A 17,952-nucleotide genomic window follows, 5' to 3' on the forward strand; every position below is an offset into this window, starting at 1 on the left:
GCGTTGCCGTTCCAGCTTCGAACCGGCAGGCAAAGCCTCTCGCATGTTCCGCAAAGTAGACCTGTTTCGCGCATGGGTTTCCAGGCGGGCCGCCGGGATCGCCACTTTCGGCCGCGAGTGCCGATCGGCGGCGGCATGCGCCGGATGACGAACTGCGCGCGTGTTCCCGTCGTCGCCGTTCCTGCCAGGGACGAGGAGGAGCGCCTGCCGCCTCTCCTCGCGGCGCTGGGCGGCCAGACCTGGCTCGATGCCGGCGGGGCCCGCCTGCGCGTCGTGCTCGTCCTCAACAACTGCACGGACGATTCCGCCGGCGCCGCGATCCGGGCTGCGGCCGCGCAGCCGCGTCTCGCGCTCGACGTGGTCGAGGTTTCGCTGCCGCCGGACGCGGCGCATGTCGGCACAGCACGCCGCATGGCGATGGAGCGCGTGCTGGAGGGATGCGACCCCACTTCCGTGGCGCTTCTCACCACCGATGCCGACGCCGTGCCCGCGCCGGACTGGATCGAGGCGAACCTTTACGCCATCGCAGCGGGCGCGGACCTCGTCGGCGGCCTGATCGTCGGCGATCCCGCCGAGGAGGCGCGCCTCGGCCCGGGCTTCCGGCGGCGGGCCGAGGCCTTTCTCGACTATGCGGCGCTTGCCGACCGCCTGGCCGCGCTGATCGACCCGCTGCCGCACGATCCCTGGCCTCGGCACCGCGACCATACGGGCGCGAGCCTTGCGGTTCGCGGCGAGGTGTATGCGGCGGTCGGCGGCATGCCGCCCCTCCCCTTCCGGGAGGATCTCGCCTTCGCCAGCCGCGTACGCCTCGCCGGCGGCCGGCTGCGCCACGATTCGCTGGTCCGCGTCGAGGTCTCGGCACGCCTCGCCGGGCGGGCGCCGGGCGGGATGGCCGACTGCTTGAAGGAATGGCTGCGGGCGGAGGCGGAGAACCGCCCGATCCTCGTGGAAGCGCCCGACGCGATCGAAGCGCGGCTCGTCCTTCGGCGCGCCTTGCGGGACCTGGACGGCGCCGGCGTGGCCGAGCGGCGCCGAGCCGCCGAACGGTTCGGCCTCGATCCGCGCGGTTTCTCGGACGCGACCGGCGCACCGCTGCCTGGCTTCGCGCTGGCCGAGCTCTTTGCGCCGGACGCACCGGACGCGCCGGCGACCGTGCCGGTGGAAGCGGCGAGCGCGGCCTTGCGCGCGGCGATCGCCCGGCTGGAAGGCGAACGCCATGCGGCTTGACCCGATCCGCCATGCGGTCGACGCCGACGATCTGGCGGCGGAGATCGGGCGCGACGCCGCCAAGCACGACCGCGATGGCAGCTTTCCGGCGGAAGGCTTCGACGCGCTGCGGCGGCATGGCCTCGTCGGCTGGCCGCCGCTGGCGCCCGGCGAGATCGGTCGGCTCCTCCGCCTCCTCGCTGCGGTCGGTCGCGGCGACCTCAGCGTCGGGCGGATCTATGAGGGCCACGTCAACGCGCTGTTCCTGATCCGCGCCTACGGCACGGCGGATCAGCGGGACCATCTCGAAGCGGCGGCCGCACGCGGCGAGCTCTTCGGCGTCTGGAACACGGACGCGCCGGACCGGCCGCTCCGGTTTGGGGACGACGGGTGCCTCGAGGGCGCGAAGAACTTCTCTTCCGGCGTCGACGGCCTCGCGCAGGCGGTCGTCACGGTGCCGAGCCTAGAGGGACGCCGGATGCTGGTCGTGCCGCTGGACGGGCGACCGGTCGACCGGTCCTGGTGGCACCCGATGGGCATGCGCGCGTCCGGCAGTCACATCGTCGATTTCGAGGACCTGCCCATCCGGCCGGAATGGCTGCTTGGCAGCCCCGACGATTACGTCCGCCCGCCCTGGTTCTTCGCCGGCGCGATCCGCTTCGCCGCGGTGCATGTCGGCGGCATGCATGCGGTGTTCGACACGGCCCTCCAGCATCTCCAGGAGACCGGGCGCGCCGGCGATCCCTACCAGCTCCACCGTCTCGCCCGGATGGGGATCGCGGTGGAGGAAGGCTACAACTGGCTCGACCGCACCGCGCTCGCCTGGGAAGCGGCGGCGGCCGATCCGGCGGCGGGCGACTCGCTCGTCGCGACTGCGAACGCCGCCCGGAGCGCGATCGAGGCGCATGCCCTCGCCGTCCTGGAAGAGGCCGAGCGGTCGGTCGGCGCGGCCGGCATGATCGCGCCGCATCCGCTGGAGCGGCTCGTCCGCGACCTTCGCACCTATCTGCGCCAGCCGAACCCCGACGGCGCGCTCGCCTCCTTCGGGAAAGCCGTCGCGGAGGGTGGCTGGCGCCCGGGCCGGGCGGGACTGCCGGCGAAGGGCGGCGGCGGGCGATGAGGCTCGATCCCGCCTCGATCGAGGCCTCGCGCATCCTCGTCGTCGCCCCGCATCAGGACGACGAGTCGCTCGGCTGCGGCGGGCTCATCGCCACGTTGGCGCCGCTCGGCCGGCGCTTCCACACGGTGTTCGTGACGGATGGCGGGGCGTCGCATCGCAACTCCGCTTCCTGGCCGCGCGAGCGGCTCGCGGCGGCGCGCGAGGCGGAGGCGGCGGAAGCGCTGCGACGGCTCGGGATCGGCGACCATCCCCGCAGCTTCTTTCGCCTTCCCGATGCCGCCATGCCGGCGGCGGGAACGGCGGAACACGGCAAGGCGCTTCGGGCCTTCGTCGACATCGTGCGGGGCTTCCGGCCGGATCTCGTCCTCCTGCCCTGGCGGCGCGACCCGCATTGCGATCACCGCGACGCCTTCGCGCTCGCGAGCGGGGCGCTGGCGGCCACGGACATGCCTGCCGCCACGCTCGAATACGCGATCTGGCTCGACGAACTTGGTAGCCCCGAGGACCGGCCGCAGCCGGATGAGGCCGAGCGCGTCGACTTCGACGTCGCCGCCGTTCTGCCGGCGAAGCGGGCGGCGGTCGCGGCGCATCTTTCGCAGACGGGCGATCTCATCCACGACGATCCGGACGGTTTCCACCTGACGCCGGCGACGATCGAACGCCTCGCCGGACCGGTGGAAGCCTATTGGCGGCCGCACCGGTGAAGCGGATCGACGCCGCCGGCTTCGAGGTGAAGTTCCGCGAGACCATCGACCCCTGGAACTACGCCGCCTCGCCCTTCGAGGCCTACAAGCGGGGCGTCCTCCTGCGCGCCTGCGGCAGCGACCGACGTTACGGCCGGGCGCTGGAATTCGGCTGCGCCATCGGCGAGACGTCGCGTTTCCTGTCGCCCCGCTGCCTCAGGCTTCTCGCGGTTGACGCCTCGCCGACCGCCCTTGCCGAGGCAGAGCGGCGGAACGCCGGCAACCGCCGCGTCGCCTTCCGCCGCTCCCTCCTGCCCCGCGAGGTGCCGCGCGGGCGCTTCGATCTCGTGGTGCTGTCGGAGGTCGCCTACTACCTGACGAAGCGCGAGCTGGCGATGCTGATGCAGAAGGTCGCGCGGATCACCGCGCCTGGCGGGCGGGTCGTCGTGCTGCACCACGTGCGCCCCTTCGGCGACGCCTCGCAACTGCCGGCGCTGGCGCAGGCCCGTGCCTGCGCCGCGCTAGCGCGGACGATGCGGCGCGTCCATGCCGCCAGCCGCGGCCGCTTCGAATGCGCGGCCTACCTGAAACCCCGCTGAGCGAGCATCATTCCTGGCGCTCGGCGGCGCAGAGCTTCTCGACCGTGCGCACATAGGCGTCGGCATCGAATTTCTTCAGCGTGTTGTCGCCCTGGTAGCGCACGGTGCCGAACACCTTGCGCCGCCCCCAGGGCCGATCGTGCAGGCCGTAGACCCAGCCGACATTGGTGAACGAGTTCGGGTCCCGCCCGTCGAGAAAGAAGCGGTTGTTGATGCGAAGCGTCCGCTCGAAGCCCTCTTTCGGCGAGCGCGACCATTCGAGGATCTTCTTGCCCCAGTACATGCGCAGGTGATTGTGCATGAAGCCGGTCTCGCGCATCTCCGCCATCGCCGCGTTCCAGTAGCGATCGTGCGTCCGGCCTTCGACCAGTTCGTCGTCCGAATAGAGCTGCGGCCGCTCATCCTTCGCGTGCTCGGCGAGCGCCTTTCGCGCCCATTCGGGAATGGCCCGGTCGTAGGCGTCGTAGCCGTCGGTGTAGAAGACGTGGTTCATCGCGAGCTCGCGGCGCACCACCACCTCCTCGACGTAAGCCGACTTGTCGTCCTCGCCGCCCTTCGCCGCCGCGCGGACGACGAGCGCGATCTCGACCGGCGAGATCTGCCCGAAATGCAGGTAAGGGCTCATATGCGAAGCGGCGCCCGCCTCCGGCTTCCCGCGCACCTCGCCGTAGTCGGCGAAGGGACCGGCGAGGAAGGCCTTCAGCCGCCGCCGCGCCTCGGTCTCGCCGCCGCGAAAGCGCTTCACCGGCGGCACCGAGCGATCGAGCGTCATCCCGGCGAGCACCTTATCCGGATCGGAGATGTCGAGCTGGCTCTTCAGGCCGAGCGCCGCCGCATCGTGCTTCGGCTTCACTGCCGCGAGCGGCTGCAGGAACTCGTCCAGCCGCTTGCCGATCTTCGGGCGCAGCGTCCGGGCGGCGAATTCGTGGTGGTCGGATGCGGTCTCGAGCGGCACCACCACGTCGCCCTCCACCTGCACGACGCGGGTCGACACGGCCTTCAGGATTTCCTCGTACCAGCGCTTCTGGATGGCGAGATAGCCGCGGTCGAGCACCAGGATCGCGGCATGCTTCGCGAGGTCGATCGCGATCTCGGCGGGCGAGCATTTCCGCATCACGAAGCCGATCCTGCGCTTTGCAAGACCGGCGGCCGCGTCCGACAGGCCCTGCAGCAGGAAGGCGTAGTGCCGCTCGTTCGCTTCCGGGAAGCCGTCCGAGCCGTCGAGCAGGCCGAAGCAGGCGACGATGGGGAGGCCGAGCCGGTTCGCCTCGGCGATCGCGTATTCGAGCGCCGGGTTGAAGGAGGAGCGGTTGGCCTGCTGCAGGAGGTAGAGGACGTAGGTCCCCTTCTCGTTCGCCGGCCGGTCCGCGAGGACCCTGATTCGCTCCGCCTCGATTTCCGACATCGACCACCTCGCCGCCCGCCATCCTCTCGGGCGAGATGGAGCCGGAGCCGCGAACAGGAAGTGCGCATCGGCGCTGCGACCCTATGTCCCTTTGCGTCGGACAGCTTGGGTTTGAGACGGGTGGATGCTGTTTTTCACGGCCGACACGCATTTCGGCGACCCGCGCGTGCTGCGGCTCGACCGGCGGCCCTTTCCTGATCTCGCGAGCCATGACGCGGCGCTGGTCGCGGCCTGGAACGCGGCGGTGTCTCCCGGCGACGAGGTCTGGCATCTCGGCGATTTCGCGAAGGGAAGCGCGGATCGGGTGGCGACACTGCTCGAACGGCTGAACGGCGCGAAACACCTCGTCGTCGGCAACAACGACGGCGCGGAAACGCTCAGCGCGGCGGGATGGGCGAGCGTGCAAGCCTATGCCGAGCTCGCCGTCGACGGCCGGCGGCTCGTGCTATGCCACTACGCCTTCCGCACCTGGAACGGCATGGGCAAGGGCGCGATCGACCTCCACGGCCATTCCCACGCCCAATTGAAGCCGATGCCGCGGCAGTTCGATGTCGGGATCGACGCCTTCCCGTTCCGCCCGGTGAGCCTCGCCGAGATCCTCGCCTCCCGGCCGGGGCGGGGCCGCGCCGCTACTTCGACCGCGCGGTGAAGACGCCGTCCCAGTCGGCCGGGACCGGCGCGGCTTCGAGCAGCGCCAGACGCTCGGCGTAGATGCGGTGGAGCTTCGCGAGCGGCTCGAAACCGTAGGAGCGCGCGAGGTCGAGGCTGGCCTTCGCCTCGGCGAACCGGCCGGCGCGGTAGGCTTCGATCATCGCGCCGTGCGCCGCGGCGAGGCCCCGGAAGTCCGCCGTCCCGGCGAAATCCGCATCGCCGACGAGCGCGAAGAGCGGCAGCGGCTCGGCGCGCCCGACGACGCGCACGAGGTCGATCGCGACGAAGGCGAGATCGGGCGCCCCTGCCCGGACCGCTTCGGTCACCGCGATGGCGACGCCGTATTCCTTGGTCAGGCCTTCGACGCGCGAGGCGACGTTCATGCCGTCGCCGATGGCGGAATAGCTGAAGCGCTGGGCGGAGCCGAGATTGCCGACGCAGCAGACGGCGTTGTTGAGGCCGATGCCGATCTTCAGCGGGACCGCGCTCCGGGCGTTCAGGAGTTCGAGCTCGCGCACCATGGCGAGCGCGCCGAGACAGGCCCGGCGGCGATGGTCTGCGATGTCGAGGGGCGCGTTCCAGAAGGCGACGATCGCGTCGCCCATATACTTGTCGATCGTCGCCTCGGAGCGCAGCAGGACGTCTGTCATCGGCGTCAGGAAGTTGTTGAGCAGCGTCGTCAGCTCGTTCGCGCCGAGCTTCTCCGAGATCGAGGTGAAGGAGCGGATGTCGGAGAAGAGGATCGTCAGCTCGCGCTCCTCGCCCCCGAGCTTCAGGAGGGCCGGGTTGTCGGCGAGGCGCTCCACCAGCGCCGGCGCGAGGTAGTGCGAGAAGGCGCCGCGCACGAACTTCTTCTCGCGGTTGGTGAGCAGCAGGAGGAGTGGCATCGTGATCGCGAAGACCGCGACGACGGCCGTGGTCGGCAGGATCGGGTCGACGAGCAGGCGGTGGCGGCTGAAGGCGAACCAGGATCCCGCGAGGACGATGCCGACCAGCGTCACCGCGCTGACCGCGCTGAACGTGGCGCTGCCCTGCCGGATGACGACGAGCAGCATGAGGCCGGCGAGCGCCGCGGCGGCGACCTCCAGCCCGTGCGCCCAGTCCGGCTGGGACAGGAACACGCCGCCGAAGATCTGGTCGATCACCTCGGCATGGACGCGCATGCCCGGCATCGAGGCGGCCACCGGCGTCGCCACGAGATCGCGGAGGCCGAGGGCGCTCGTGCCGACCACGACGATATGCCCGGCGATCTCGTCGGCGAGCGCCTGGCTGGCCTCCGGATCGAGAAGGACGCTCGCCGACACGGTCTTCACCGAGGGGAGACCCGAGAAGTAGATCCAGAAGCTGCCGTCGGCGGTGGTCGGCACTTCGAAGTCGCCGACCTTCAGCGCTGTGACCGCCGGCCGGCCGCTATCCGTCTCGCCGCTGGCGCTGGTGGTGCGCAGGATCAGGGTGGAGGCTCCTTGCGCGACGCGCAGCGCCTCGACCGACAGCGACGGCTGCAAGCGCCCTTGCGCGTTCGCGACGAGCGGGATGCGCCGGACGATGCCGTCGCGGCTCGGCGGGAAGGAGAAGAAGCCGGTGCCGCGCGCCGCCGCATCGAGACCGGCGAGGTTCGCGACGCCGCCGCTGAATGCCGCCATGAAGCTCGTCGGGTCGCGGCCGGCATAGGCGAAGCCGGTCTTCGGCTCAGGCAGCGCGTTGTCGGTCTCGCCGGACACGGCGAAGCCCGCGACGACGCTGCTGCGGCCGAAGCTCTCGGCGAGCAACGCGTCGTTGTCGAGGCCGGCGCCGCCGGCCGGCATCACCACCGCGATGCCGGCCTTCTGCAATTCGGCCGCAACGCGCGCCGGCGAGGTGCGGTCGGCCTCGGGGAACACCATGTCGAAGGCGATCGTCGCGGCGCCGAGCTCGCCGAGGCGGTCGACGATCTTCGCCAGCGCCGAGCGCGGCCAGGGCCATTGGCCGAGTTGCGCGATCGAGGCCTCGTCGACGTCGACGAGGAGGATCGGCGCATGCGCCTCCTCGCGTGGCAGGACGCGCTGGTAGGCATCGAACACCAGCGCCTTGAAGCGGTCGAGCACGGTGACCTGCGTGCCGGCGAAGGCGATCGTCGCGATGAGCGTCGCGAGCCCGTAGCTCCAGACGATCAGCGCCTCGCGTCGCGAGCGCACGCCGAACCAGCGGCGAGTCGTGGCGATCGCCCCTCCCCCGGCCCGGCGGTGGGCGCCGCCCGCCGGATAGGTGACGTCGGCCACCGCCGTCGCGCCCTCAGGGCGTCCGCGCGCCGGCGACGATGCCGCTGGCGTTCCACGCGCCGTCGCCGCTGCCGAGATTGAAGTTGCCGATGACGCCAGCGGCGATCGCGGAGCCGTTGTTGACGAATGCGCCGTTCACCGCGCCGCTGGCGTCGTTTGCGCCACCCGTGCTGTTGGTCTGCGCCAAGCCGCCGTTGAACAGGGCGTCCGGGGTGTCGCCGGTGTTTGCGCCAATAGTACCCGCGAAGTTACGCCCGTCGAAGTTGTCGATATTCATTGACCCGGCGCGCGAGCCGAAATCGTAGGTCATTCGCATCGAACCGCTGGCCAGATAGTCGCCGATGCCGCTGTTGTCTCTGACCGTCACATGGCCGAGCGCGCTGCCGGCATAGCTGGCAGAGCCGGAAAGCGTCGCGACCTGCGCGTTCGTCGTGACGTCGCCGGCCACCCATTGGCCGAGATGCACCTGCGACTGGATCCGGTTGTCCGCGTCGTCGGGCACGTTGTCGGCCCTGGCGCGCACTGCGGTTCCCCACCAGCCCCATTCGAGGAACTTGCAGGCGCACATCTGGCCGTTCGGCAGAAGGTTCGGCTGCGGGTTGGCGTCGCCGGAGACGAAGTAGGTGTTGGGATTGTTGTCGCGCACCTGGGGATAGGTCGCCGGCGCGCCGTTGTCGTCGGTGACGGTCACCGTCGTTCGCTGACGATTGCCGTTTTGGATCGCGCCGAACTTGTCGTCGTCGACATAAGCGTTCTGGCCGCCACTGGTGTTGCCGAGAACGCCGGCGCCGAAGGCGACGTGCGTCCTGAGACCGGTGGTGCCGATCTCCAGTTCGCCTCCAACGGAATTCCGCTGACGGTTGAACTCGACGTAGACGGCGTTGGGGTCCGAGCCGCTGTCCGAAACGTCGTTGTAGCCATTGTTCGGCGAGAACCCCTCCTGGAGGCCCGCAGCGAAGCCGCGGATGGCTTGCGTGCCGGACGCGCCGAGATTGCGGGTCGTTCCCTGATTTGCCGCGAAATCTGCAGCCGAACGCTCGTCCTGCAGGCCCAAGAGATGGAAGGTGCCGAAATCAGGACTCAGACCGCCGGTCGCGATGCCATCTGCGGACGTGTTGTTGCCGGTGATGTCGGTGCCAAGAACGAGATACTGTCCGTTCGATCCGAACAGCTGATTGCCGCCGTTCGGTCCCTTCAAACCTGCGATGGCGCCGCCCATTCGGTACGACAAGCCGTAGGCGTCGTCGCGATAGCTCCCGCGACGGCCGAAATCGAAGCTAAGAGCATCGGAGTCGTCCGTCCCGAGTACGGCGGCGGTGACGCCGATGCCGCTTCGCTGTTCCGGCCCGACGCCGTCGATCACCAGCCAGGACTGGAACAGCTTCGGATTGCCGACCGTGGTGTTCTCGGCGAGGTAGAACGGCGTGATCGATGCCGTCGAATAGTCGACGCCGAGGACGCCGTTCTGCATAAAAGGAACGGGCAGGCCTTGGAGGAGGTCGGGCGTGAAGGAGTAGGTCCGGATATCGCCGGACGACAGGCGGCTCGCGTCGGCGATGGGCGTGCCGGCGAGTGCGTAGACAGGTTGCGTCAGGTCGTTGCCAAGGATGAGCTGATAGAAGCGGAACCCGTCCGATCCGACGAACCCGCCGCCGAGAAGTTGCACGCCGCCAAGCGAGGCCCCGGCCTCCTGTCCGATCACCTCCGCCCTCAGTCCGCCGGACGGGGCGTCGGCGAACAGCGGCAGCACCAGCGTGCCGCGGTTGGTCGATCCGGAAGCGGTTCCGCCGCCGCGCAGCGTGACGATGCGGTCCTCATCCGCCGAACCGCCGACGAGCCCGGTCGCACCGGGATTCTGCACGACTTCGCCATCGCTGTTCGTGAAGGTCTGGCCGGCCGTCAGGAGACGCGCGGTCAAGGTCGTCGGGTTCGGCTCCGGTTCAGGCTCCGGCTCCGGCCCCGGACCAGGCTGGATCGGCGTGTCGGTGCCGGCTTCTTCCACGACGTCCTCCCGCACCACGTCGACGTTCTGCTCCTGCACCGCGGTCAGCACCTCGCTGCGCGGTTCGGGCCGCGGCTGCGGCACGGGCGGGTTGACGACGAGCGCAAGTTGCGAGTTGTCGCGCGGCACGTCGCTGTCGGCGACGATCCGGTCGGTCGGCGGGTTCGCCGAGCCGCCGGTCGTGCCGGGGCGTCCCGCCAGCGCGGTCTGGATCTGGCCGGCGGCCGCGGGTGGCGTCTTCACCACCTGCCGGGTCTGCTTCCCGTCCGGGCCGGTCTCGACCACGATGGAATAACCGGGCTCGTAGACGCGGTTCGTCTGGCCGTTCGGCCCCGTCAGCGTCACCTCGCGCCCGAACACCATCGACACCGTGCCGTCGCCGCGCCCACCCATCGCGATGTCGACCACGGCGCCGCGAATGCCGATCGTCCCGACCGGCGAGTTGATGCGCACCCCGTTCGGCGTCTTCGAGGTCTTGCCGCCGATGAAGCGGAACACGCCCTTGGTCAGGGTCGCGGAAACCTCCGCCGTGCCCCGGTTCGGGTCGTAGACGAAGCGGTCGATCGTCAGCGACGAGTTCGGCCCGGCGGTGAAGGCCGTCCCGTCGGCCAGCAGGATCTGCAGGAGGCCGATCGGATTGGTGTCGATCCGCTCGTTGAAGATGATGTTGTCGCCGAGCGCGAGCGTGCGCACCGCCTGGCTCGGCGGCGTGCCGCGCGCCTGCTGGTTCACCGCGGAGGTGATGCCGACGTTCTGGGCGCCGGCCGGCGCGGCGACGCCGGCGAGGAGAAGGGTCGCGAGAAGGAGCCGCATCGGAAAATCTCCTCTCAGAACCGCCACACGACGCCGAGCGACGTCGAGACGTTGTCGTAGTTGCGCAGGTCGTAGTTCGACGAGACGTTGCGGTAGCCGACCGTCGTCTGCACCGCCCAGTCGGCGGCGACCGGCACGGTCAGCGAGCCCTCGACGAAGCTCTCGTCGTCCTCTTCCTCCTTCGTCAGGCTGAAGATCAGGTCGGGGTCGTCGTAGCCGCGCTTGATGTAGCCGCCGGTCAGGCCGAACACCCAGGGCTCGTCCTGCGTGGGAAACGGCGAGCGGAAACCGAGCCGCGCCCCTGCCGTGATGCCGCCCTCGGTGTAGCTGAGGAAGTCGGCGTCCGCGGCGCGGCGCTCGCCGTTCAGCCCCGCGAAAACCGACAGGCGGGCGGTGACGTCTTGGCTGACGCCCGCGAACAGGCGGTAACGGTCGCCGGTCCGGTCGGAGGCGTTCGGCCGGAGGTCCGAATCCTGGAAGCCCTCGCGCCGGTATTCCGTGCCGAGATAGGTGCGGGTGCCGGTGCCGAAGACCTTGTTCAGCGCCGCGCCGACGCCGCCGGACACGAGATAGGGATCGTCCTTCAGCACCAGGCCGCCGGCGATGCCGTAGAGGCTGAGGGTCGTGTCCTCCAGCGAGATCCGCTCGAGGTTGAAGGTCGGGCCGACGGTCAGTTCGGCGAAGCCGGTGTTGATGTCGGTCTCGTCGGTGTAGAGCGCGCCGTAGGCCTGGAGGTTCGCTTCCAGCCGGTCGCCCTGCGCACCGAGGTCGTGGCTGTAATGAAGGTTGGTCGAGACGTAGCCGTTGACGTCGTCCTGCCCCAGCGCGTTCTCGTCGAGCAGCAGCGGGTCGGCCAGCAGCGTAGTGCGGACCAGCCGGGTCTCGGGCGCGGCGTTGGCGTTCGTCTGGTAGCGGACGCCGACGGAAACCGAGCCGGAGAAGCGGTCGACCTCGTTCCGCTCGGCGATCGCCACCCGATAGGATTCGACGCGCGTCCGCACCTCCTCCGGCACGTTCGGCGCCGCCAGCGCGGCGTCGAAATAGGTGCTGGCCGTGTCGTAGGCGCCGAGCCGGTAGTAGAGCACGCCGAGTTCGAGCTGCAGCCGCGGCAGGCCAGGCGCGAAGATCAGCATCCGCTCCAGCGTCGCGATCGCGCCCTCGAGATCGCCGGCCTGCGCCGACAGCGAGGCGTAGCGGAAGGCGAGGTCGAGGTTGGCGGGGTCGCGCAGCATCGCGGCGAAGAGCTGCTGGCGCTCGGCCTCGATCGCGGGTAGGCGCGCCGCGTCGGCCAAGGGCTCGACGTTGCGGCTGGAGTCCGGAGGAGTGTCGGCGAGAGCGGCCGGAGCGGCGAGCGCGAGGATCGCCGCCAGCGCCGCGGCACCCCCGCCGACGCCGAGCGCGCGATGTCCCGGCCGCCGCGTAACCGGCACTTCCCCGACGCATTCGGCGGGAGCCGGCAAGCCCCCCGCCCGATCCTGAACGCTTCGCATCAACAGCCCCCTGCACGCCCGGCAAGCGGCGCGGCATCCCCACAATGCCGGGTCGCTATCACTCACTGAGCGTCACCGATCGAAGCATGTTCCGCAACGTAATGCAAGCTTCGCGCAAGCATGTAAGCGGCGATCCACCGCCGCTGCCGGTGCGTCAGGCGGCGGAGTGCCGGGTGTCGAACTCGGCGGCGAAAGCCGTCGCCGGCCGGGCGACGCAGCGGTCCACCCAAGTGTCGATGGTCGGCTCCCCCGGCTTGCCGAAGAAGGCGAAGGGCGAATGGAGCAGGAGATCGGCTGCGGTGAAGCGATCGCCCATCAGGAACGGCCGGTCGGCGAGCGCGGCGGCAAGGCGCGCCTTCATTTCGGCAGCGCCGCGGAAGGTCGCGGTGAGCACCGGATGGTGCAAGCCCGCGGCCTCCGCCATCAGCACCGGCTCCATGACGCCGCCGTACCAGGCGAGCCAGCTCAGATAGGTGCCGCGCTGCGGATCGCCGGGCGGTACGCTCATCCCCGCAGCCGGAAAGAGGTCGGCGAGGTAGAGGACGATCGCGCCGGACTCCCAGACGAGCCCGCCGCCGTCGTGGCGAAGCACCGGCACCTTGCCGTCGGGATGGGGATTGCGCGGATCGCGCGCGCCGCTGCCGTCCATCCGGCGGGTCGAGACGATCTCGATGCCGACGTCGTCGAGGGCATCCAGCTCCTTCAGGAGCGCGACGATCCGCGTCGAGCGGCTGCGAGGCGAATGGAAGAGGGTGAGCATTGGCGGGTTCCTTCCTGTTGGGCGACGAGAACGGTATAGGTGCAGCCACCTGTCAGTTTCCGTCAGTTGCCCGCCATGGCCAGAGCCGACCGCCTTTTGCGCCTGATCCAGGCGATGCGCGTGCTTCCCCCGCCGCTCACCGCCGCTCGCCTTGCCGAGGAGACCGGCGTGTCGGAGCGCTCGCTCTACCGCGACATCGACGCCCTGCGCGCGGCCGGCGCCCGGATCGAGGGCGAGCGCGGTTATGGCTACCGCTTGATCGAGGACCGCTCGCTGCCGCCGCAGACCTTCAGCCGGATCGAGATCGAGGCTCTGGTGCTCGGCCTCGCCGAAGTCCGGCACATGGGCGATCCGGCGCTGGCCGAGGCAGCGGGCGCCGTGCTCGCGAAGGTCGCGGCGACCCTGCCGGAAGGCGACGAGCGGCATCTCCTCCACGCCGTCAGCCAGGTGCGCCGCTTCGAGGCGCGCTTTCCGCCGAGCCTCGACATGCAGGCGATCCGGAACGGCTGCTGGAACGAGACGGCGGTCGCCATCCGCTATGCCGACAAGGACGGCACGTCGACCGAGCGGACGATCTGGCCGCTGTCGATCGTCTATCTCGACGAGAAGATGACGGTGCTGGCCTGGTGCTGCCTTCGGCGGGCCTTCCGGATGTTCCGGGCGGACCGCATCGGCGAGGCGCTGGAAACGGAGGCGAGCTTCCGGCCGCGGCGCGTGCCGCTGCTGCGCGCCTACCTCGCCGAGCTTCGGAACAGATAGGGCTCGAGCGCCGTCTCGATCCGCGCGTGGATCAGCGCCTTCGCCCGCCCGAGGCCGGCGGCGGAGCGGAGGGTCGCGGCCCGCGCGATCTCGCCGGCCGCGAAGTATTGCTCGACCAGCGGATCAGGGAACTTCGCGGCATCGATGCGCGCTTCCAGCGCCGCGACCGCCTCGCGGGCATCCGGCAGCGCCCAGTAGTAGCGGATGCGGTCGGCATAGCCGAAATGGCGGAGGGTCCGGAGCGTCGCCGCGTCGCCCTCGTAGTGCTTGCGCCAGTGCCCCGGCGCTTCCACCATCAGCCGTTCCATCAGTTCGGAAAGGTGCGGCTCGCCGGTCGTCCAGCCGTCGATATGGGACAGGGCGTAGACGGCCGAGCGATAGGCGTAGGTCAAGGCCGGGCCGACCTTCAGGACGGCGAAGCGGCGGCGGGCGAGTTCGGGAAACACCGCCGGCTCCTGGTAGTCGGTGGAATGCGCTTCGAAGGCGATCCGCGGCCAGTCGCGCAGCACCGGGCTGAGCCGGTCCGGCACCTGGAGGTCGAAGCGGTCGACGTGGTCGGGCGCGAATTCGAGGCCCGGCTGCACCACGAGGCCGCGCACGCGGTCCCAGGCGGCCCCGAGGCCGCGCGCCGCGAAGGCCTGGTTATGGGCGAGGAGCGTCGCGCGGGCGGCGTCCGGCTCGGTCGGGCGGATGGCTTCGGCATGCTCGGCACGCGCGCCGCCGGGCGGCGGCACTTCCGTGCCGACGATGTAGGACAGGCGCTCCGGCGCCGGCGCGGCCCGCTCGCAGGCCTCGGCGAGGATCGCGGCGCGCTCCGCCGCGAGCGCGTCGCCGACCTGCGGGTCCTCGCCGGCGCAGCCTTCCGAGCAGTCGAGATGGATCTTGGTGAAGCCGGCCTCGACATAGGCGCGCATCATGTCGGCGGCCTTCGCCATCGCCGCCTCGGCGGGTTCCGCCCGCCAGGCCTGCGGCCCGAGATGGTCGCCGCCGAAGACGACGGTTTCCAAGTTCGCGCCGACCTCGGCCGCGATCCGCCCGACCGCGGCGATGAAGTCAGCCGGCGTCATGCCGGTATAACCGCCGAACTGGTTCACCTGGTTGCTCGTCGCCTCGACGACGATCGGCACCGCCCGCTCGCGGGCGAGGCGGAGCGAGGCGGCGAGCACGTCCGGATGGGCCGAGCAGACGGAGGCGAAGCTGAAGCCGCCATCGGCTGCGTTGCGCCGGAGCCCCTCGGCGAAGACGTCCGCGGCCGCGATCCCGTTCTCGCTCATGTCGTCTCCTCAGGCCGCGAAGGGGTAGAGCGTGACGCCGGACACGACGCGCGACAGGTTGCCCTCGCCGGCGAAGGGATCGTCGACGTCGAGCCCGAGCGCGGCCGACCATTGCACCGCGCGGATCTGCGCGAGAAGCACGTAGAGCACCGCGTCCCAGCGGGCGTCGCCGGTGAGCGCCAGTTCCACGTCGCAGCCCTTCGGGCCGACGGTCACCACTTCGGTTCGCGGGAACTGCCGCCGGATTTCGACCGCGACGTCGAGATCGTAGCGCCCGGTATGCGGATCGGGATGGACGAGCACGGTGACGAGGCTCGACGCGTCCACCGAGGCCTTCGGCCCGTGCCGGAAGCCGAGCGTGCCGTCCCAGAACGTCGCGGTGCGCCCGGCCGTCAGTTCCAGCACCTTCAGGGCGGATTCGCGCGCGACGCCCTTCAGCGCGCCGGAACCGAGGAAGATCGCCCGGCCCGGACGGGGCGGCGCGCTCGCGGCCAGCCGCCGGATCGCGTCTTCCGCCGCGTCGGCGAGGCGCGGCAGCCGCTCGCTCGGGTCGACGCCGCTCCGGTCGAAGCAGGCGAGCGCCGCGAGCAGCATGGTCGTGTAGCTGGAGGTCATCGCGAAGCCGCGGTCGTGCGTCGCTTCCGGCAGGAGCAGGACTTCGCCGCGGCCGGAACCGGCGGGACGCCGCGTCGCCAGCGCGCCCGCCGCGTTGCAGGTGACCGCGAGCTGGTGCGCGTCCGGCAGGTGCCGGTCGAGGAGGTCGAGCGTGCCGATCGTCTCGGAACTGTCGCCGCTACGGCCGAACTGCACGACGAGCAGCGGAGCGCTGCCGGCGGCCGCGAGATGGTCACGCGGCGCGGCGACGAGATCGGTGGTCGCGACGGCGCAGAGTTCCGGACCGTCTGGCGAGGCGACGGCCGCGATTGTTTCGCCGATAAAGGCCGAGGTGCCGGCCCCGCAGAACCAGACCTGGCCGATGCCGGCCGCTTCGATCCAGCGCCGGATCTCGGCGGAGCGCTCGGCCAGCGGCCCGGCGAAGGCGCGCCAGATCGCGGGCTGCGCGGCGATCTCGTTCCAGGTGGCGCAGTCGAAGGTCGCCGTGGTCATGTCTTTTCCTTGTTTGCCGCCGCGAGCGCGCCGCGAAGCCGCGCGATCCAGCCGGCGTACGGCGCCAGTCCGCCGCGCCGGGCGGCCTCCAGCAGTCCGCCGCCGATCGGCGGAAGCGACGGCGGCTGCGGCCGGCTTCCCTGCAGCTCCGCGACGCGGGCGCGCAGCCGTTCCGAAGCGAAAGCGCCGCCGGCATGGCTCCAGGGCCAGGCGGCCGCGCCGGGCAGGCGGCGGCGCAGTGCGTCCGCGTGCTCGGACAGAAGCTCGCCCGCGCGGTCGACGATCGCGCCCGCATGGGCATCGCCCCCGGCGGCAAGGGCGTCGATCACCCTCGCCAGCGCCGCCGTCGCCGAGCGGCGGTGCGGCTGGCCGTAATACCAGCCGAGCAGCGCCGCCAGCCCGTCCGACGCATCGAGGCCGAGGTGGCGGAACAACGCGTCGCGCAAGGGAACCGCGTCGGCGCGGCCGTCGACGGTGCGCGCGGCGAGGCTCAGTGCCTCGCGGCCGATCCAAAGCGCGCTGCCCTCGTCGCCGATCTCCTCGCCCCAGCCGCCGGTGCGCTCCAACGCTGCATCGCCGCCCGGACCGGCCATCGCCATCGAGCCGGTGCCGGACAGGACGAGTATGCCGGGGCCGCCGGCGAAGGCGCCGTAATGGGCGAGCGCGACGTCGTTGCGGATCGCGTGCGGCACGGGCAGGAACCCGGCGATCTCGGCGGCGACGCGCCGGTCGTTGTCCGGCACCTCGCCGGTGGCGGGAACGCCGAGCACCGCGAAATCCACCGCGCCGAGTTCCGCTTCCACCGCGTCGAGCGCCCGGCGCAAATTCCCGAGCCAGTCCGGATTGTCGAGCGGGTTCATCCCGCCGTCGCGGGAGACGAAGCGGACGAGATCGCCCTCCCGGTCGGCCATCGCGAGCCGGACCGAGCTGCCGCCCCCGTCGACCGCCAGCACCGTCACGCCGCGCCCTCCGCCGCCACGGCGATGTAGAGGTCCGCCTTCCAGTCGCGGATTCGCTGCCGCCATTCGGCGGAAAGCCCGGCGTCCGACACGATCGTTGCACCAGCCGGGATCGGGCCGACGGCGAAGGTCGCGGTGGTGCCGAACTTCCGCGAATCCGCCAGGAGCACCTGCCGCGTCGAGCGGGCGAGCATCTTGCCGTTCAGGCTCGCCTCGCTGCCGTCGATGGAGCAAAGGACGCCGTCCGCGGTCACGGCGCTGGCCCCGAGCAGCAGCGTGTCGAACCAGAGGGTCTGCAGCATCGCCTCCGCCTGCGGCCCGATCAAGGAGGCGTTCTCGTAGCGCAGGTGACCGCCGAGCACGAAGACCTTCAGCTTCGGCACGTCGTAGAGTTCCTGCGCGACCTTCAGGCCGTTGGTGAAGACGCTGAGCGGCATCGGCTCCATGCGCAGAAGCCGCGCCACCTGCAGCACCGTGGTGCCGGCGTCGAGGAACACCGCCATGTGCGGCTCGAGCAGCGAATAGGCCGCCACCGCGATGGCGCGCTTGGCGGCGAGGCTGCGGTGCTCGCGGGTGCCGAAATCGACCTCGACGGTCGAGCCCTCGGCGATCTTCGCGCCGCCGTGGACCCGGTCGACGACGCCGGACTCCTCCAGCGACTGCAGGTCGCGCCTGACCGTCGCCAGCGAGGCTCCGACGGCCGTGGCGAGATCGCCGATCGAGGTCGGGCCGTGCGTATAGAGGTGGCTGCGGATCGCGGTCAGCCGGTCGAGCTTCATGGGAGTCTACACGGTCGTTCGAGGTGCGATTGGACACGACCTCGCGTCAAAGTCAATCATTCCGATGATCGGTCTTGCGCTTCCTTG

The 17,952-nt window shown here is 70.8% G+C and carries 15 protein-coding genes; 6 read left to right on the forward strand and 9 right to left on the reverse strand.

The window, feature by feature from the left end:
* Positions 1-144 precede the first annotated feature (144 nt).
* The 4 genes from F6X38_RS02265 to F6X38_RS02280 are packed head-to-tail and all read left to right on the forward strand — an operon-like array spanning position 145 to position 3,608.
* Positions 145-1,227 carry a glycosyltransferase family 2 protein gene (locus F6X38_RS02265; protein ID WP_210248875.1) on the forward strand — a complete coding sequence of 361 codons (1,083 nt, stop codon included), beginning with the start codon at positions 145-147 and terminating at the stop codon, positions 1,225-1,227.
* On the forward strand, positions 1,217-2,326 hold the full coding sequence (locus tag F6X38_RS02270) for an acyl-CoA dehydrogenase family protein (protein WP_150967901.1): 1,110 nt from the start codon (positions 1,217-1,219) through the stop codon (positions 2,324-2,326). Before F6X38_RS02265 ends, F6X38_RS02270 begins: the two co-directional genes overlap by 11 nt.
* Positions 2,323-3,030 (forward strand): PIG-L deacetylase family protein, encoded by a 708-nt coding sequence (locus F6X38_RS02275; RefSeq protein ID WP_150967902.1) that lies wholly within the window; start codon positions 2,323-2,325, stop codon positions 3,028-3,030. Before F6X38_RS02270 ends, F6X38_RS02275 begins: the two co-directional genes overlap by 4 nt.
* Positions 3,012-3,608 (forward strand): SAM-dependent methyltransferase, encoded by a 597-nt coding sequence (locus tag F6X38_RS02280; RefSeq protein WP_150967903.1) that lies wholly within the window; start codon positions 3,012-3,014, stop codon positions 3,606-3,608. Before F6X38_RS02275 ends, F6X38_RS02280 begins: the two co-directional genes overlap by 19 nt.
* Before the next feature lie 7 nt (positions 3,609-3,615).
* Here the strand turns inward: F6X38_RS02280 and F6X38_RS02285 are convergent, their stop codons facing one another.
* Positions 3,616-5,013 carry a deoxyribodipyrimidine photo-lyase gene (locus F6X38_RS02285; protein WP_150967904.1) on the reverse strand — a complete coding sequence of 466 codons (1,398 nt, stop codon included), beginning with the start codon at positions 5,011-5,013 and terminating at the stop codon, positions 3,616-3,618.
* 124 nt (positions 5,014-5,137) lie between these two features.
* Here F6X38_RS02285 and F6X38_RS02290 point away from each other — a divergent pair, with 124 nt between their 5' ends.
* On the forward strand, positions 5,138-5,662 hold the full coding sequence (locus tag F6X38_RS02290; RefSeq protein WP_150967905.1) for a metallophosphoesterase family protein: 525 nt from the start codon (positions 5,138-5,140) through the stop codon (positions 5,660-5,662).
* Here F6X38_RS02290 and F6X38_RS02295 read toward each other — a convergent pair.
* The 4 genes from F6X38_RS02295 to F6X38_RS02310 all read right to left on the reverse strand — a co-directional run bounded on the left by F6X38_RS02295 (position 5,643) and on the right by F6X38_RS02310 (position 12,987).
* A complete protein-coding gene (locus F6X38_RS02295; protein WP_150967906.1) occupies positions 5,643-7,922 on the reverse strand; it encodes a CHASE2 domain-containing protein in 2,280 nt (759 codons plus the stop codon). The genes F6X38_RS02290 and F6X38_RS02295 overlap by 20 nt on opposite strands.
* 13 nt (positions 7,923-7,935) lie before the next feature.
* Complete coding sequence (locus F6X38_RS02300; RefSeq protein WP_150967907.1) at positions 7,936-10,737, reverse strand: FecR domain-containing protein; 2,802 nt, start codon at positions 10,735-10,737, stop codon at positions 7,936-7,938.
* A 14-nt stretch (positions 10,738-10,751) separates the two neighbouring features.
* Positions 10,752-12,197, reverse strand: coding sequence for a tetratricopeptide repeat protein (locus F6X38_RS02305; RefSeq protein ID WP_150967908.1), 1,446 nt, complete (start codon positions 12,195-12,197; stop codon positions 10,752-10,754).
* Between the two features lie 184 nt (positions 12,198-12,381).
* Positions 12,382-12,987: a glutathione S-transferase family protein gene (locus tag F6X38_RS02310; RefSeq protein ID WP_150967909.1), complete on the reverse strand. Its 606-nt coding sequence runs from the start codon at positions 12,985-12,987 to the stop codon at positions 12,382-12,384.
* A gap of 75 nt (positions 12,988-13,062) precedes the next feature.
* Between F6X38_RS02310 and F6X38_RS02315 the strand changes: the two genes are divergently transcribed.
* Entirely contained in the window at positions 13,063-13,746 is a 684-nt protein-coding gene (locus F6X38_RS02315; RefSeq protein WP_150967989.1) for a helix-turn-helix transcriptional regulator, read from the forward strand.
* On the opposite strand, the gene F6X38_RS02320 is transcribed toward F6X38_RS02315, so the two are convergent.
* From F6X38_RS02320 to F6X38_RS02335, 4 genes are read right to left on the reverse strand one after another with little or no spacing between them, the layout of a single operon-like run.
* Positions 13,719-15,020: a class II D-tagatose-bisphosphate aldolase non-catalytic subunit gene (locus F6X38_RS02320; RefSeq protein WP_150967910.1), complete on the reverse strand. Its 1,302-nt coding sequence runs from the start codon at positions 15,018-15,020 to the stop codon at positions 13,719-13,721. The two genes, F6X38_RS02315 and F6X38_RS02320, sit on opposite strands and share 28 nt — an antisense overlap.
* Before the next feature lie 9 nt (positions 15,021-15,029).
* A complete protein-coding gene (locus F6X38_RS02325) occupies positions 15,030-16,127 on the reverse strand; it encodes an AgaS family sugar isomerase (protein WP_150967911.1) in 1,098 nt (365 codons plus the stop codon).
* On the reverse strand, positions 16,124-17,086 hold the full coding sequence (locus F6X38_RS02330; protein WP_161992589.1) for an N-acetylglucosamine kinase: 963 nt from the start codon (positions 17,084-17,086) through the stop codon (positions 16,124-16,126). The genes F6X38_RS02325 and F6X38_RS02330 overlap by 4 nt, the downstream gene beginning before the upstream one ends.
* Positions 17,083-17,865: a DeoR/GlpR family DNA-binding transcription regulator gene (locus F6X38_RS02335; RefSeq protein WP_150967913.1), complete on the reverse strand. Its 783-nt coding sequence runs from the start codon at positions 17,863-17,865 to the stop codon at positions 17,083-17,085. Before F6X38_RS02335 ends, F6X38_RS02330 begins: the two co-directional genes overlap by 4 nt.
* Between the last annotated feature and the right edge of the window lie 87 nt (positions 17,866-17,952).

This window comes from Plantimonas leprariae (assembly GCF_008802405.1).
GTDB lineage: Bacteria > Pseudomonadota > Alphaproteobacteria > Rhizobiales > Rhizobiaceae > Plantimonas > Plantimonas leprariae.